This is a genomic window from Sulfitobacter sp. S190 (assembly GCF_025141935.1).
Lineage (GTDB): Bacteria > Pseudomonadota > Alphaproteobacteria > Rhodobacterales > Rhodobacteraceae > Sulfitobacter.
In genome coordinates, this window is record NZ_CP081120.1 from 1,600,498 (window position 1) to 1,617,325 (window position 16,828).

The window sequence follows — 16,828 nt, forward strand, 5'->3', positions numbered from 1 at the left end:
GGAATAATTTGGGAGGAAGTAAGATGCCGATGCAGAATGTGCGGACCACTCCAATCGAAGGTCAAAAACCGGGTACGAGCGGACTTCGAAAGAAAACGGGTGTATTCCGGCGACCCCACTTCCTTGAGAATTACGTCCAGTCCATTTTTGACGGGATCGGTGGCATCGACGGCAAAACGCTGGTTATCGGTGGCGATGGCCGCTTTTTCAACGATGCGGCGATCCAGATCATCCTGCGTATGGCCTGTGCCAACAGCGCGGCAAAGTGCATCGTGGGGCAGGGCGGGCTTTTGTCTACGCCCGCCGCATCCCATCTGATCCGGCTGCGCGAGGCTGACGGCGGCCTCATTCTGTCGGCCAGTCACAATCCCGGCGGTCCCGACGCCGATTTCGGCTTGAAATACAACGGCCCCAACGGTGGCCCGGCAAGCGAAGCTGTCACGGACAAGATCTTCGAGCGGACGAAAACACTCGCGCTTTACAAGATTGCTGCGGCCGAGGATATCGATCTTGAACAGCTTGGCACGCACAGGCTTGAAAACATGACGATAGAAATTGTCGATCCTGTCTCCGACTATGCCGACCTGATGCAGACGATCGTCGATTTTCCAAAGATCAGGGCGCTGTTTGCGGGCGGGTTCACGATGTGTTTCGACGCGATGCATGCCGTCACCGGTCCCTACGCACACGCCATACTGGAGGACATGCTGGGCGCGCCACAGGGCACGGTCATCAACGGTCAGCCCAGTTCCGATTTTGGGAAGGGGCATCCTGATCCCAACCCGATCTGGGCCAAGACCCTGATGGATAAAATGTACGGTCCTGCCGCGCCCGATTTCGGCGCGGCATCCGACGGCGACGGCGACCGCAATATGATCGTGGGGCGCGGGGCCTATGTAACGCCCTCCGACAGCCTCGCGCTATTGACGGCACATGCACATCTTGCCCCAGGCTATGCGGACGGGCTCTTGGGTGTGGCACGTTCGATGCCGACATCGCGGGCCGTGGACCGCGTGGCCGAAAGCCTCGGCATTGCCTGCTACGAGACCCCGACAGGCTGGAAATTCTTCGGCAATCTTCTGGACGCAGGTAAGGTTACCTTATGCGGTGAGGAAAGCGCCGGCACCGGCTCGGACCACGTGCGCGAAAAAGACGGGCTTTGGGCCGTACTGCTGTGGCTCAACATTCTGGCCGAGACAGGGAAATCCGTATCCGAGCTGATGGCTGATCTCTGGTCGGACCACGGGCGCTGCTATTATTCGCGTCTCGACTACGAAGATGTGGAAACCGATCGGGCGACTGCCATGATGGACGGGCTGCGCGCGAAGCTGGACGGTCTTGTCGGTACGGAGATCGCCGGTCTGCAGGTCGAGGCCGCAGATGAATTCGCGTATCTCGATCCGGTCGACGGCTCGCGCTCCACTGGTCAAGGGCTGCGTATTGTATTTGGCCATGGCGGGCGTGCCGTTTTTCGGCTGTCTGGCACCGGCACGCAGGGGGCGACGATCCGCATTTACCTCGAACAGCTGCAAACGGAGGCCGAACGATTGAATGACGCACCCGAGACGGCGCTGGCCAGCGTGCGCGAGGCAGCGCTGGCCGTATCCGATCTGGTCGGCATGACGGGACGCGACGCGCCGGACGTCATCACCTGAGCGTACATTATCCCAAAAGCGGTACTTGTCCTGTTTCATGCGCGAGATAGGCGAAACCGTTGCCTTGCAGCACAAGGGCGTCACCGTCGATTGACGCAGAGCTTCCTTTGGCGATCTCGGCATTTCCCTTCATCGGTACTTTGTGAACTTCCGTCGACAGATTGAACACGCAGGTGAGCGATTGCTCATCACTGGCGCGGGTGAACGCCAGCAAAGGCTCGGGCAGGGAGATAAAGCGGGTGGAGCCCTGTGTCAGCGCAGCAGAGGCTTTACGGTAAGCGATCATGTCTTTGTAGTAGGCAAGGATGCTATCGCTCCCTTGCTGCTGATCCACTGCGTTTGCGGCCTGCGGCTCTTTGACCGGCAGCCACGGTTTGCCGTCGGAAAACCCGGCATGCGGTGCGTCTTTTTCCCAAACCATTGGCGTGCGGCACCCATCGCGGCCTTTCACGGCCGGCCAATACCGAATGGCGGGGGGATCCGTCAGTTCTTCAAAGACGAGGTCGGTTTCTGTCTGGCCCAACTCTTCGCCCTGATAGATCCCGATAGTACCTTCGAACGACATCAGCATTGCGCATGCGAGCCGTGCGATAGCGTCCTCTGATACAGCATGCTCGGCCCACCGGCTGACCTGTCGCGGCACGTCGTGGTTGCTGAAGGACCAGTAGGGGTGGCCATCGGGCGCGCCTGTTTGGAAGCCTTCGATGCAGTTGCGGAAGTGTTCGGCGTTGAAATCGGGGCCCAGCATCGCAAAGCTGTAGGCCATATGCAGCCGTGACGTCCCTTGCGTGTATTCGCCCATGATCTCGATCGAGCGGCGGCCCATTTCACCGACTTCGCCAACCATCATGATATCGTCGTACTGATCCGTCAGCGCGCGCAGCCGTTGCAGGAACTGCAGGTTTTCGGGCCGCGTCTTGTTGTAGATATTATCCTGCATTCCATAGAGATCCGTGGCCATGACCTGCGGCGCGGCTTGCGCCGGCGGGTTGGAGCGCAGCTTCTGGTCGTGGAAATAGTAGTTCACGGTGTCGAGCCGGAACCCGTCCAACCCCCGATCCAGCCAGAACTTGCAGGTCTCCAGTATCGCATCGACAACGTCCGGATTATGGAAATTCAGGTCCGGCTGTGACGCCAGAAAGTTGTGGAGGTAATACTGCCCGCGCTGGGGATCAAATTCCCAGGCGGGTCCCCCGAAATGGCTGTGCCAATTTGTCGGGGGCGATCCGTCGGGTTGCGGGTCGGCCCAGACATACCAATCGGCCTTGTCGTTGTCGCGGCTGATGCGGGACTGCTTGAACCAGTCGTGCTGATCGGAGGTGTGGGACAGGACCTGATCGGTGATGACCTTAAGCCCACGCGCATGTGCCCCTTCGATCAGCGCGTCAAAGGCCTCCAGACCCCCGAAAAGCGGATCGACTGACAGATAATCCGAAACGTCGTATCCCATATCGGCCTGCGGAGAGGTGAAGATGGGCGAAAGCCAGATGCAGTCCGCGCCCAACCCCGCTATATGGTCAAGGCGTTGCGTGATGCCAGCAAGATCTCCGACACCGTTGCCTGTCGTGTCTTGATAGGACCGCGGATAGACCTGATAGATTACCGCGCTGCGCCACCATTCCTGCATTTTAAGCACTCCGACTTTGATAGTTTTTCCATGTTTGAACCTAGTGTTGAAAGGAACGGATTAACAACGGAATGTCGTAGGCAATTGCTCTATTCTCGGGTGAGCGCAACAGTGTGACCGGTTTGCCGCCATCGCGGGTTTCGCGGGCTAGTCACACGTCCGAACGGGACTTGCCTGTGCCTGGCGCTTGCCATCGATCGGGAAATGGCGCGGGTGGTTTGCGGCAGGCTTTTTCAGCAAGCGAAGCGTGTTACGGTCGTTCTATCGACCGCAATTATGGTAGAGACCCGTCATGCCAGATTTAACCAACGCGCCGACGTTGACGACCGAACGACTGCTCTTGCGCGGACCTTGCCAGGCGGACCTGCCCGTATTCACAAGGTTCATGACCAGCGCACCTTCCTTGCAAGCTCAGGGGGAGACGGTCACTGCGGAACAGGCTTGGTTCGGCTTCATGATCGGTATCGGCCATTGGCACTGGCACGGCTTCGGCTTCTTTACAGTGACAGTGCGATCCAGCGGGCACCCGGTCGGGCGTGTCGGATTGATCCGGCATTCGGACTGGCCCGATACCGAACTTGCGTGGCACCTTTTCGAAGGGGCCGAAGGAAATGGCTATGCCACGGAAGCCGCGCAGGCGGTCATGGGGTGGGCACGCGACGCGCTGGGTTTGCATCGGCTTTATAGCTATATCGACACCGCAAACTCGCGTTCGAAGGCGGTGGCAACCCGGCTCGGCGCGACGACGGATGGCACCCGTGCACCCCACGAGCCGGAGGCAGAGGTGTGGGTTCACAAGCTGCAAATCGCGTGAAAAACGGGGTCCGGTTCGACGGACCAACGAACGTGATGACAGTGTGATCCGAGCGCCAAAATTTCGGATAAATTTTGTTCTCTGGTCGGGTCGCCGCGTGCACTTTGGGCGACCGACTATGTAAAAAGATACAACCGAGGGCAGAAATATTTCGGTGGCGGAAGGCGTGATCAGGGCTGTTTTTTGCGGCAAATTCGAGCGCTCGTGGCCGGCGGTTTGGGCAGAATTTGACGACAGCGCTATGCGGGCAAATCGGCGCGATCGCGACAGCTGAATAATCGAAAAATCTAATAATCATTGGCTTTTTATTGCCGATTCCCGCTGCTTAACGGTGAGCGGAATTCCGATTATTCGACATCCGGAGAATCAATTATCAATAAAATCAGTGTCTTAAACTATGGCGTGATTTCGCTGTCCGCTAGGCCGATCATCGCCGGCGTAAAGGAAGAATTTCAAAAACTTTTAGAACTTTTTTCGGGAACCTTTAGCGAGCGGGCTGGCTTTGGTTGTATATTTTTACTCGCAAAAGGTGTCCCTCCATGAAGCTGCTGATAATCAACGCCAACACCGGCGACCGGATCAACGAATTCGGAAACGGCACAACGTTGTCGAAATCCGATCTTGGCCAATTTACCATTCAGGCCGGCCCCAACGTAGATTCTGGACAAGACGTCGGCAGCGTTGTGTTCACGATCAATGGCGAACAGACGATCGTCGAAGGCCCTGACTTCGTGCTGACGCAGATGGCGGATGGCATGATGGCTTTCGAACCGGTCCAGTTGGCAAACGGTTCAGCGACAATCTCAGCGGTCGCCTATTCCGGCCCGAACGGAACCGGATCTGTTCTTGATGGTCGCAGCGCGTCCGTGGACATCATCGGCACGACGCCCGCGAACGGCGAAGGCGGTGAAAACCTGTCACCCGAGGAGCGTTCGGAATTCAACACCGAAGCCGAAGCAGAGGCCGAGGCTGAAACCGAGATCGAAAGCGAAGCGGAAGACGGCATCGCGGGCGGCGCCGTAGCGACAAGCGCGGCAGCATCGGTGTTCGGATCGAACGCCGTTGCATCGACGCTGACATCCGCCTCCATCTCGCTTGACGTGGTTGGCGCGACCGAGGAAATCCAGAACGGTGCGACGACGAGCGAAGGTCCATCCGGTGCGGGTACACGCCCCATTGGCGGTGACGAGCCTCTGAGTGGCGGAGACCAGAACGCAGAAGTATCGATCTTCAGTGCCGAAGCAGAAGCGGAAGCCGAAGTCGAAGCGGAAGCCGAAGTCGAAGTCGAAAACGGATCGGTCAGCGCAGCTGCAGGTCTTTCTGCTGCTGCTGCGGCCGTCGGCTCCGATGCATTCCTGAACGCCGATGGCACGGCCGGTCTGACCGGCAACGAAACAGCTACATCGATCAGCGGATCGACAGGCACATCGTCCTCCGTCTCGGACACCAACGGGATCGTATCTGCCCCGAACCAGGCCCCAGACGCTGCCGATGAAGGCACACCAAACCCTGCCACAGGTACACCGCCCGCGGATGAAAACGAAGGCGACGGTGTGGCCGCCGTACAGGGCGACCGCGTGTCTGACGGCAGTGTGCAGTCCGACACCGAAGCCGAAATTGAGATCGAGAGCGAAGTGGAGGCAGAGGTCGAAGCCGAAGCAGGTGCCGCAGCCGCAGCCGTTGCCGCGATCACGGGTGTTGCCGCCGCTGGCAACTTTGTCGCGGTCGACAGTGATACATCCATTGGCACAGCTGCCATCACCAGCGTGGTGGATCAGGAAACGCCTGACATCTTCGACGGCTTCCAGAACAGCTTTACCGATATTGTGCCCGCGAGCGAAGTGCCGCCACAGGACGTCACGAACAGCAATTTCGCGAACGGCGCCGAGACGCCTGCCGGTACCCTGACACCGGGTGACACATCCGTTGCGACACCGGAGCGTGAAGGAGGTGCCTTTGGTACGGGTCTGTTCGAGGCCGAAGCCGAGGCGGAGGCCGAGGTCGAGGTTGAGGTGGAGATCGAAAACGGTGCGGCGGCCGTCGCAACAGGCGCAACAAGCGGCGGTGGCTCCAACGCGTATGGTGCAACAGCCAACGCCAGCACATCGACGTCCGGTGTCGTGGCTGCGGATGGCAATTCTGCGGGCCTGACGCGGGCCAATGACGTGGTCGAAAAGTCGACCTTCCGTTCTGACAACAACGATACTCTGGCCGAAGAGATCGCCGCGGGCCGCGGCGGTGACAGCGAAAACCGTGACGAGCCATCGGCAACAGCCGAGGCCGAAGCGGAGGCATCTGTCGAAGCCGAGGTCAATCTGGACACACCATCGCTTCAGCTGACGTCCGACGGCAGTGCCATCGGCAACGCATCCTCGGCGTCCGGCGTCGCTCTGGGCGGTATTCTGACGACACGCGCCGAAGAAGTATCCTCCGGTGTGACGAGCGTCGCGGAGCGTGCTGATGAGGCCGAGGAAGCGACACGTGCCCGTGAGCAAGTGCCGGGATCCAACGACAGCCTGTCCATTGCGTCGACATCAAACTTCGAGACCGAAGCAGAGGCCGAAGCCGAAGTGGAAGCAGAGGCCGAAGTGGGCTTCAACTCCGCGGGTGCGGGTGCGGGTGCGGCGGCTGTGTCGGCGCTAAATTCCTTCACCGGTCGCACGGCTGATGCCGCGACTGCCACGTCGACCTCCGTATCTGTGAAAGACAATGGCGAGCAAGTCTTTGACGACGCAAACCGCCCAGGTCCCGAAGCCATCGACAACATCGGCAGCTTCTCACCGCAGCCCGTTGACCAGACGGCGCTGATCCTCGAGGTGGAAGTGGAAACCGAAGCCGAAGCCGAGGTCGGCTATAACGCCGGTGCCGCCGCGGGTGCCGCGGGTGCCGCGGGCTTTGACGGTATTTCCGCCGTCATCGACATGGACGCCACGACCAACGCGGCCGCGACTGCGGCGGCGGCGGGTGCCTACACATCGGTCACGATCACGGTTCCCGAAGACGGCATGGCCGGTTGGGTGACTGCCTCTGCGCGCGCATGGGACCCTGATGGCCGTGGCGTGTCGGCAGCGGTTGCTGTTGCGGGCCTGTCCGATGTGGCAGGTTTCGACAACGAATCCGAGACCGAAGCCGAAGGCCTGTTCGAAGTGTTTGTCGAGGTATCGGTCTATACAGAAGCCTATGATCCAGCGGACATCTCATATCTGTTCGATATCTCGGCAGCCAGCATGGATATGGCTGGTGGTTCCGAGTCCGAACCGGATGGCATCGACTCGCGTCTGGAGAGCGAAACCGAAGTCGAAGCCGAGGCGGAAGCCGAAGCGGGCTACGGCGTCGCGGCGGCGGCTGCGGGTGCAGCGGTTGCGGGTTTTGCCGCAACGGTTGTGTCAGACACGAAAACCGCAACGGGTGATTTTGCCGACGTCGACTCTGTCTTTGGTGAAGTCATCACGGGTGACATGGCCAACAACCAGATCAACGGCACAGACAAGATCGACGTGCTGCGCGGTGAAGGTGGCGATGACATCCTGTCGGGTGGGGGCCTTGGTGACCGTCTTGACGGTGGCGACGGCAACGACCTGCTGAGCGGTCAGGACGGGGGCGACAGCCTTCTGGGTGGCCGTGGTATGGACACGCTCGTCGGTGGTACGGGTTCCGACTTTATCTCGGGCGGTGCAGGTGTCGACACGGCGACCTTCATCAACGCCGCATCGGGTGTTCAGGCCAACCTCAGCTCGCGCTTCGACAGCATGGGTGATGCCGAGGGCGATCTGTTCGTCAGCGTCGAGAACCTTGCAGGGTCGCGTTTTGATGACGTGCTGATCGGTGACGGCACGGGCAATGGCCTGTCGGGCAACGACGGTGACGATATCCTCTACGGTGACGGTTTTGTCGCCACTGCGGCACTGGACGAGGCCAACTCGGTTCTGCGCCTTTACGAGACCGTCTTCGATCGTTTGCCGTATGATGCAGGCTACACCACATGGGCGTCGCGTGTGTTCGAGGGTGATCTGACACTCGAAGAAGTCGCCGACCGCTTTATCGGATCGACCGAATTCACAACACGCTTCGGGGCACTGGACGACGAAGGCTTCGTGCAGCAACTGTTCAACAACGCGCTGAACCGTGATGCAAACCCGCAGGGTTTGCAGGCATGGACAGATGCGCTGGCTGATGGCGCGACACGGGCAGAAGTCGCCGTTGATTTTGCCGCCTCGGAAGAGCTGCAGAATGCGACCGACGGTCTTGCCAATTCCTTTGCCGAGCGTATCAGCCAGCAGAGCTGGAGCGATGAGGTCTTCCGAATCTACCAGACCGCATTCGACCGTGATCCGGATGTCACCGGGTTCCGTGCGTGGACAGATGCCCTGTCCGAAGGTCGTACGCTGGAAGATGTGGCGCAATCCTTTGCGGAAAGCGACGAGTTCACGTCTCTCTATGGTGGCCTGAACAACGCTGATTTCGTGTCGGAGCTCTATTCCAACGCATTGGGTCGTGAAGCGGAGCAATCCGAGATCGACGCATGGGTCGGCCGCATCGAAGCGGGCAGCAACCGGTCCGACGTGCTTCTGGGCTTTGCACAGAGCCAGGAACTGACAGCGTCGTCGGAAGACAACCTGGAAGACTGGGTGCGCAGCACCGGCACGCACGACCGTCTGGACGGTGGTGCAGGTGATGACCAACTGATCGGTGGCATCCTGTCGGACGTCTTTGTGTTCGACGCAGCAGACGCTGGCAACGATACGGTTCGTGATTTCGAAGCGTGGGATGTGCTGGAGTTCAACGGCTTTGGGTATGACGACGCCGATGATGCGATTGCCGAGATGGCGCAGGTTGGCAACGACGTTCAGTTTGCGGATGGCGATGTGCGGATCACGCTGCTGGACTTCCAGATTGCTGATCTGACGGATGACATGATCAGCATCGGCGCCACCGAGGAAATGATGTCGTAAGAGCTCTGACATTTAACGAGTACGAAACGCCGGGGCAGTGCCCCGGCGTTTTTTTTGCCTGTAAATTCATCATGCGGACCGGTCCGGCCCCGAAATCGCAGGCTACGGCGCGGAACTTCGCCAATATCAACTTGGCGAACTGGCACGCGGGCAGATCGTGCCTACATCAAAGCGTAATATTCACGACTTTACGGAGGATTTCGCATGGCTTCATTCGCGCCAAATCGCCGGCAGTTGATCACATCGGCGGCTGCTGCGGCGGCCTCGTCAGTGATCGGGCTGCCCGCCCGCGCCGCTGGAATTGCACCAACACAGAGCATGCGTGGCGGCTCCAACAACTATCGTCCTGACGCCCCCATTGTTGAGCGCATCGGCAACGGTGGTTTCTGGATGTCCGGCACAGTGAGACTGGCGGGGGATGGGACACCGCTCGCGGGACAGCGCATTCAGATCTGGGCACATACCACCGAAGGGCACGAACGAGATTGGGCCAGTCACGGAGCCACACTGACTGACGAAAACGGCGTTTTCCGGCTCGAAATGCCACAGATCGTACCGGCGTTTGGTCAAGCGCACGGCCATCTGGCCTATGACAGCGGTGATTTCGAAACCGTATTTCTGAGACCGGTGATGAAGAACCGGAATGACACGCGGCTTGAGGCCCATTTTGTCCTTCAACCTCTCTGACGGAAAATCCATGTGGTTGTAACGGCAATCGCCCGCTGGAGCGCAGTGATCACTGTCGTTGCTGTGCCCGTGATCCTCGCCGCACAAAGTCCGCTGCTGGCGTACCGCGACCAGATCTATATCGGCGCGGGCTTCGCGGGGATCTTCGGAATGGCGCTTCTGCTCCTGCAGCCTCTGCTCGCGGTGTCCGCATTGCCACCGCTGAAAGCACAAAGCGCGCGTACATTGCACCGATGGAGCGGTGTTGCGCTTTTGAGCTGCACAATACTGCACATCCTCGGCCTGTTCATAACATCCCCGCCTGACGTTGTTGATGCTCTGCTGCTGCGGTCACCGACACCATTTTCTGTTTGGGGTGTGATCGCGATGTGGGCCATTTTCGTCAGTGGTTTTCTGGCTTTCTTCAGACTTCGCCTGCGTCACAGGGTCTGGCGTGGTGCGCACTTGGGACTGGCAATAACTATCGTCGCGGCGACGATCATGCACGCGGCGCTGATCGATGGTACAATGGAGCCGGTGACCAAGATCGGTTTCTGTATCGCCTTGGGGGCGGTGACCGTTTGGGTTGTCGTGATCAAGCGGGGGCGGGTCGTCCGCCAAAAATGGGCAAATTCAAGGACGGAGTGACTTGCACACCGTGCGGATGCGCTATCTTGAGTGGCAAGCGAAAGACACATGCCGGGGGATATGAGATGGCCGAAGACGAGACCGTGATTGAGGCTGCACGCGAGGCAGCAAGTTCCAGTGACCCCTATGCCCGCGAGGCCCAAACCTTTCCCGTTCTAACGGAAGATCAGGTTGCTCGCATCAAAGGCTACGGCCGGATCGATACGCTGCCAAAAGGTGCCGCGCTGTTCAAACGGGGGGAGCGCGGTGTCGATTTCTTCCTGATCCTCGAAGGCAATGTCGAAATCATTGACAAAACACCTGACGGGGAAGAAAGCGTCATCACTACGCACGGCAGACACCAGTTCACGGGTGAGTTGGACCTGTTCAACAAACGGAAAATTCTGGTCGACGGGCGTACAGGCGCCGACAGTACGCTGCTCCGGCTCAACCGCGACGAATTTCGGCGTATGTCGAGCACCGAACAGGATATCGGCGAGATCATCATGCGGGCATTTATCCTGCGCCGCACTGCCTTTATCGTCCATTCAGAGGCTGGCGTGACCATCGTCGGGCCCAAGAATGACCGCGATGTCATTCGCATCACGCGCTTTTTGTCGCGCAACGGCTATCCGCTTTCGCTTGAAGAACCCGGCACCGTCGAAGGGGACAGGATCGTGGAGCAGCAAGGTGGTGCGCTGCCTATCGTCTGCACACCGGACGGCTGCGCCTTCCACAACCCTTCAACCCCTGATCTCGCCGATGCCTTGGGTCTTACCGAGGAGCTGGAGGCCGATCATGTCTATGATCTTGCGGTAGTGGGAGCAGGCCCGTCGGGGCTTTCGGCGTGCGTCTACGGCGCGTCCGAAGCACTGGACACGATCGTGATCGAGGCAGAGGCACCGGGCGGGCAAGCGGGCACAAGCTCCAAGATCGAAAACTATCTCGGATTTCCCACGGGAATTTCGGGGCAGGCATTGGCGGGGCGGGCATGGATACAGGGTCAGAAATTCGGCGCGACCTTTGCGATCGCGCGCGGCGCGACGGCGATCGAGGAAGATACCAGCAAAATTTTCAAGATCGAGGTCGAGGGTGGGCAGTCGGTCAGCGCGCGTGCCGTCATTCTGGCCTGTGGCGCGACGTACCGCACGCCGTCAATCGACGGATACGAGGCGTTCGAGGGGCAGGGCATCCATTACGCGGCAACAGCCCTCGAAGCGCAGTTTTGCGCAGGCAGCGAAGCGATTGTAATCGGCGGCGGTAATTCAGCGGGGCAGGCGGCGGTGTTCTTGTCGTCACACGCGTCGCACGTGCATGTCCTTGTGCGCGGCAGCGGGCTGGCCGACAGCATGTCGGACTACCTTGTTCAGCGTATCGATCGCTCGGAGCGTATTACCTTGCATACACATACCGAGCTGTGCGCGGTACATGGCGACCGGATGCTGGAGCAGGTGACATTGGTCAACAACCAGACGGGCGACATGGAGAAACGTGATGTGCCCAACGTTTTTGTCATGATCGGTGCTGTCCCGAACACCGGTTGGATGGGTGATTGTGTCGATCTCGACGAAAAGGGCTTTGTCAAAACCGGAAAGGCGGCGCAGAGCGACAGCGGATCGCCCTTTGCTACATCTGCGCCGGGTGTCTTTGCCGTAGGTGATGTGCGCTCCGGATCGGTCAAACGGGTCGCGTCCGGCGTCGGTGAGGGATCGGTGTGTATCAGCGACGTGCACCAGTATCTGGCCGAGGTATTTCCTGACAGACACGGCTGATTGACGCCCTACCGAGGTGCGGCTGCCCCGCGTGGCAATATGCAGCGCAGCCGTTCCTTGTCAGGCGGTGTGATGCACGTCCTGCAACCCGTATACAGGGGTATCAAGACCTTCCTGCCGCGCCTTGATCTGTAGCGCGAGATAGAGCGAGTAGTGGCGCGATTGGTGAAGATTGCCACCGTGGAACCATAGGTTCTGCTGTTGTGTCGGCTTCCACATATTGCGCTGCTCGCCTTCCCACGGGCCCGGATCCTTTGTGGTCTCAGAACCCAGCCCCCACACTTTGCCGACCTTGTCCGCCACGCTCTGGCTGATCAGATCGGCAGCCCAGCCATTCATCGATCCGTATCCGGTGGCCAACACAACCAGATCGGCATCAAGCTCGGTTCCGTCTTCGAGAATGACGCCGGTCTCGCTGTATGCGCGCATTTGCCCCTGCACCAGTTTGACTTGACCATCGATGATGAGCTGGCTGGCGCCCACGTCGATGTAGTAGCCAGAGCCGCGGCGCAGGTATTTCATGAACAAGCCACTGTCGTCGTCGCCGAAATCCAGCTGAAACCCGGCCTTTTCGAGGCCTTGATAAAACGCGGTATCCCGCTCGCGCATCTGCTGGTACAGCGGGATCTGGAATTCGTGCAGGATACGGTAGGGAAGGGAGGCAAAGATCATGTCCGCCTTTTCCGTCGTCATTCCCGCATCGACGGCTTCCTGACTGTAAAGTGCGCCTAGACCGATCTCCATCAGCGTGTCGGACCGCACGATATGGGTCGAAGAGCGCTGTAACATCGTGACATCGGCACCGTGTTCCCAAAGCGCAGCACAGATATCGTGGGCCGAATTATTTGATCCGATCACCACACATTTCTTGCCCTCCCACGCATCGGGTCCGTCGTGCTGCGACGAATGCTGTATCGTACCCTGAAACTTGTTCTGGTCGGGAAACTCGGGGATGTTTGCCTTGCCGGACATGCCGGTCGCAAGAACCAGCTGTGTAGGGTGCAACGTGACCTCTCCCCCGTCGCGATTGACTTTGACCGTCCAGGTGCCGCTGTCGGCGTCAAAGCGGGCGGACGTCACCTCTGACCGCGTCCAGTAGTTCAGCTCCATCACCTTCGTGTACATCTCCAGCCAGTCGCCGATTTTGTCCTTTGGGGCGAAAACGGGCCAATTGTCGGGAAATTTGATATAAGGCAGGTGGTCGTACCAAACCGGATCGTGCAGGCACAACGACTTGTAGCGCTTGCGCCAGCTATCCCCGGGACGGTCGTTCTTTTCGATAATGATCGTCGGGACACCCAACTGCCGCAGCCGCGCGCCAAGTGCGATGCCCCCCTGACCTCCGCCGATGATGACGGTATAGGGCTGTCGTTCATAGCCGAGCGTCGCAGCTTCGTGTTCGCGTTCTTCCTGCCATGTCTTGCGGTCCTTTTCGGCACCGTGTTCTGCTCCCATGGGGCGCCCGTGCCCTTGCGGCTCTTCGTGGCCCTTGAGTTCCTGAAGCGCGGTCAGCAGCGTCCAGATTTTCCCGTCCTTCAAACGGATCAAACCCCATCCGCGCCCCTGAGCCGTCTCGAAGGTAATCCATGCCGTCGTGACGCCCGCGTCTTCGGTCGCCGGTTCACCCGCCTGAACCTCGAATTTCGCGGGCTTGGCGTGGGTCAGCTGGCTTTGCAGCATTGCCTCGATCTCCTCACGCCCCTCGACCGTCTTGATGTTCCAAGTCATCGCAACCAGATCGCGCCAATAGCTGTCCTCCAAAAACATCTCGGCGGCCTTGTGCGCATCGCCCGCGGCGAGCACTTGTGAAAAATCATCAAGAAAATTCTGGGTCTCGGTGGTCAGGGTCGTATCGAGCATGCGGTGTCCTCCCTCGGATGCTGTGCCCGAAAGAGTACCCGCAATACGCGATTTTCGAAGACAGCTGGCAGCAGGCCGCCACCCGTCGGCAACATCTTGCCGTTGGGTCAGCTTTTCTGCGCGCGCACTCGAGTGGCAAAGCGTCAAAAGCAAAAAGGGCGACCCGAACGGGACCGCCCTTTGCAGTGCCTGACGCTTTCGTGGATCAATCGACCAGTCGCAGCCCAGATTGGGCATCGAACCGGTGCGCGCTGTCACCTTTCGGGGAGAAATGTATCGTCTCACCGATCTTCTGCGTCGGTTTGTGCGGCATCTTTGCTGTAAAGCGCGTGCCTTTGGATGTGAGCATGTGAACAAGCACATATTCCCCCATCTGCTCGACCAGATCGAGCGTTCCGCTCACCATCGGGTTTTCGGTGACTTCGACCATGTGTTCCGGACGAATGCCAGTCACATGCGACGCGGGCCCCGATGCCAGATCATCTCCGTCAAAGAAGTTCATCTGCGGGCTGCCGATAAAGCCTGCGACGAACTGGTTGATCGGCTCGTTATAAAGGGTCATCGGCGCGCCAACCTGTTCGACACGGCCGGCACGCAGCACGACAATCTTGTCCGCCAATGTCATCGCTTCCACCTGGTCGTGGGTGACGTAGATCATCGTCGTGTCGGGCATCGATTCCTTGAGCTTGGCGATCTCGATCCGCGTGCGGACGCGCAGTTCCGCGTCGAGGTTCGACAGCGGTTCGTCAAAGAGGAACACGGACGGTTCGCGTACGATGGCCCGGCCAATAGCAACCCGCTGGCGCTGACCGCCAGAGAGCGCCTTGGGCAGGCGGTCGAGATATTCTTCCAGCTGCAGGATGCGGGCCGCGTTCGTGACCTTCTCCTTAACGATGTCATTGGGTGTCTTTGCGATACGCAAGCTGAACGCCATATTCTCGAACACCGACATATGCGGATAAAGCGCGTAGGACTGGAACACCATGGCGATTCCGCGCTTGGAAGACGGCATCGCGTTCATGAGCTGATCGCCGATATAAAGCTCCCCCGAAGAGATGCTCTCCAGACCTGCAATCATGCGAAGCAAAGTCGACTTGCCGCAGCCCGAAGGGCCGACGAAAACGGTGAACTCCCCTTTTTCGATTTCCAGCGATACATCGTGCATCACATGGGTCGAACCGTAAAGTTTGTTGATGTCACGCAGCGAGAGATTAGACATGGGCTTCCTCGTTCAGGCTGACGATCCAGGCCGATTTTGGCGGCAGCATCGTGGTGTCGTTGGCTGGGGCGGCGGGCCATTCGTAGGTTGATTTCAGGACATTGGCCCCGTCGGGCAGGCTGACTTCCTGCGCGGCGTCACTGAAATTGAAGATACAGCGCACGCGGCTGTCGGCTGACGCGCGGTCGATGGTCAACAGATCGCCATCCGCGTGAAAACCGGTGCCGTCCCCGTCATAAAGCGCGCGCGTATTCCGGCGCAGGTCGATGAAATCGCGGTAGAATTTCAGCAAACTGTCGTCCTGTGCTTCTTGCACGTTTACGTTGGCGGCAGCGTGCTCTGCACTGATCGGCAACCACGGATCGCCCACGGTAAAGCCCGCGTTCGCCGCATCAGACCAGACCATCGGCGTACGGCATCCGTCGCGGCCCTTGAATTCGGGCCAGAAGGTAATGCCATACGGATCCTGCAGCGCCTCGAAGGGAACGTCGGCTTCGCGCAGGCCAAGCTCTTCGCCCTGATACACGCAGGCCGACCCCGGCAAAGACAAAAGGAAAGCGGCCTGCATCCGCTGTTCCTGCGCGGCGAGTGTCCCCGACGCCAGTCTGGAGGCATGACGCTGGACATCGTGATTGCTGAGCGCCCAGCATTGCCAGCCGTCGGGGGCTTTTTGTTTGAACAGGCTCAGCACTTGTGCCGTCTTGTCAGCGCGCAGCTTTTCGGGGCTCAGGAAGTCGAAGGCGTAGCACATGTGCACGCGCTTATCGCCCTTGGTGTATTGCGCCACGAGCTCGAGGCCGATTTGCGCATCGCCCACTTCGCCAACCGCTGCGCGATCGTCGTATTGGTCCATCAGTGCCCGCAGCCGCTCTAGGAATGCGATATTCTCGGGCTGGTTCTTGTCATAAAGGTGCTCTTGGTGATTGTAGGGGTTCACCTCGGGCGCAATGGACGCATTGCGCTGTTCGACGGGCAGGGCGGGGTTGTCGCGCAGTTGACGGTCGTGGAAGTAGAAGTTGATGGTATCCAGCCGGAAGCCGTCAACACCCCGGTCGAGCCAGAACCGGGCAACATCCAGCAACCGGTCCTGCACATCCACATTGTGGAAGTTCAGATCCGGCTGCGACGTCAGGAAGTTGTGCAGATAGTACTGGCGGCGCTTCGGCTCCCACTCCCAGGCGGAGCCGCCGAAGATCGACAACCAGTTGTTGGGCGGCGTTCCGTCGGGCTTTGGATCGGCCCAGACATAGGCATCCGCCATATCGTTGGTGCAATCCTGCCGGCTGGCCTGGAACCAAGGATGCTGATCCGATGTGTGCGACAGAACCAGATCGATCATGATCTTCAGGCCCAACTCGTGCGCCCGTGCAATCATCGCATCGAAATCCGCCAGATTGCCGAACAGCGGATCAATGTCGCAATAGTCCGACACGTCGTATCCGAAGTCCTTCATCGGAGATTTGAAGAAGGGTGAAATCCAGATGGCATCCACCCCGAGCGAGGCAATGTGGTCAAGCCGTTGGGTGATGCCGCGCAGATCGCCCAGGCCGTCGCCGTCACTGTCCTGGAACGAGCGTGGATAGATCTGGTAGATCACCCCGCCGCGCCACCATTTTTTGTCTTCAAGCGCTGTCAT

Annotated in this window: 10 protein-coding genes; 6 read left to right on the top strand and 4 right to left on the bottom strand. The window is 59.4% G+C overall.

Annotation, left to right across the window (positions count from 1 at the left end; all coding sequences use genetic code 11):
- The first annotated feature begins 23 nt into the window (after nt 1-23).
- Nucleotides 24-1,655: an alpha-D-glucose phosphate-specific phosphoglucomutase gene (locus tag K3756_RS08175; RefSeq protein WP_259993101.1), complete on the top strand. Its 1,632-nt coding sequence runs from the start codon at nt 24-26 to the stop codon at nt 1,653-1,655.
- A gap of 7 nt (nt 1,656-1,662) precedes the next feature.
- Here the strand turns inward: K3756_RS08175 and K3756_RS08180 are convergent, their stop codons facing one another.
- Nucleotides 1,663-3,282: an alpha-amylase family glycosyl hydrolase gene (locus tag K3756_RS08180; RefSeq protein WP_259993110.1), complete on the bottom strand. Its 1,620-nt coding sequence runs from the start codon at nt 3,280-3,282 to the stop codon at nt 1,663-1,665.
- Nucleotides 3,283-3,574: 292 nt separating this feature from the next.
- Here K3756_RS08180 and K3756_RS08185 point away from each other — a divergent pair, with 292 nt between their 5' ends.
- From K3756_RS08185 to K3756_RS08205, 5 genes are all read left to right on the top strand, one after another.
- Nucleotides 3,575-4,096, top strand: a complete 522-nt coding sequence (locus K3756_RS08185) for a GNAT family N-acetyltransferase (protein ID WP_259993112.1) — start codon at nt 3,575-3,577, stop codon at nt 4,094-4,096.
- Between the two features lie 539 nt (nt 4,097-4,635).
- Entirely contained in the window at nt 4,636-9,048 is a 4,413-nt protein-coding gene (locus K3756_RS08190; RefSeq protein ID WP_259993114.1) for a DUF4214 domain-containing protein, read from the top strand.
- A 204-nt stretch (nt 9,049-9,252) separates the two neighbouring features.
- Complete coding sequence (locus tag K3756_RS08195) at nt 9,253-9,735, top strand: twin-arginine translocation pathway signal (RefSeq protein WP_259993116.1); 483 nt, start codon at nt 9,253-9,255, stop codon at nt 9,733-9,735.
- 12 nt (nt 9,736-9,747) lie between these two features.
- A complete protein-coding gene (locus tag K3756_RS08200) occupies nt 9,748-10,362 on the top strand; it encodes a ferric reductase-like transmembrane domain-containing protein (protein ID WP_259993127.1) in 615 nt (204 codons plus the stop codon).
- Between the two features lie 65 nt (nt 10,363-10,427).
- Entirely contained in the window at nt 10,428-12,113 is a 1,686-nt protein-coding gene (locus tag K3756_RS08205) for an FAD-dependent oxidoreductase (RefSeq protein ID WP_259993139.1), read from the top strand.
- A 60-nt stretch (nt 12,114-12,173) separates the two neighbouring features.
- Here the strand turns inward: K3756_RS08205 and K3756_RS08210 are convergent, their stop codons facing one another.
- The 3 genes from K3756_RS08210 to K3756_RS08220 all read right to left on the bottom strand — a co-directional run bounded on the left by K3756_RS08210 (nt 12,174) and on the right by K3756_RS08220 (nt 16,828).
- Complete coding sequence (locus K3756_RS08210; protein ID WP_259993141.1) at nt 12,174-13,973, bottom strand: NAD(P)/FAD-dependent oxidoreductase; 1,800 nt, start codon at nt 13,971-13,973, stop codon at nt 12,174-12,176.
- A gap of 205 nt (nt 13,974-14,178) precedes the next feature.
- A complete protein-coding gene (locus tag K3756_RS08215) occupies nt 14,179-15,192 on the bottom strand; it encodes an ABC transporter ATP-binding protein (RefSeq protein ID WP_311201707.1) in 1,014 nt (337 codons plus the stop codon).
- The gene (locus K3756_RS08220; RefSeq protein ID WP_259993151.1) at nt 15,185-16,828 is read right to left on the bottom strand and encodes an alpha-amylase family glycosyl hydrolase; all 1,644 of its coding nucleotides are present in this window, start codon (nt 16,826-16,828) and stop codon (nt 15,185-15,187) included. The genes K3756_RS08215 and K3756_RS08220 overlap by 8 nt, the downstream gene beginning before the upstream one ends.

Bases quoted from the DNA above. Each gene is read 5' to 3' on its own strand.
- K3756_RS08175 (WP_259993101.1), top strand. From the start codon at position 24: ATGCCGATGCAGAATGTGCGGACCACTCCAATCGAAGGTCAAAAACCG.
- K3756_RS08180 (WP_259993110.1), bottom strand. From the start codon at position 3,282: ATGCAGGAATGGTGGCGCAGCGCGGTAATCTATCAGGTCTATCCGCGG.
- K3756_RS08185 (WP_259993112.1), top strand. From the start codon at position 3,575: ATGCCAGATTTAACCAACGCGCCGACGTTGACGACCGAACGACTGCTC.
- K3756_RS08190 (WP_259993114.1), top strand. From the start codon at position 4,636: ATGAAGCTGCTGATAATCAACGCCAACACCGGCGACCGGATCAACGAA.
- K3756_RS08195 (WP_259993116.1), top strand. From the start codon at position 9,253: ATGGCTTCATTCGCGCCAAATCGCCGGCAGTTGATCACATCGGCGGCT.
- K3756_RS08205 (WP_259993139.1), top strand. From the start codon at position 10,428: ATGGCCGAAGACGAGACCGTGATTGAGGCTGCACGCGAGGCAGCAAGT.
- K3756_RS08210 (WP_259993141.1), bottom strand. From the start codon at position 13,973: ATGCTCGATACGACCCTGACCACCGAGACCCAGAATTTTCTTGATGAT.
- K3756_RS08215 (WP_311201707.1), bottom strand. From the start codon at position 15,192: ATGTCTAATCTCTCGCTGCGTGACATCAACAAACTTTACGGTTCGACC.
- K3756_RS08220 (WP_259993151.1), bottom strand. From the start codon at position 16,828: ATGACAGCGCTTGAAGACAAAAAATGGTGGCGCGGCGGGGTGATCTAC.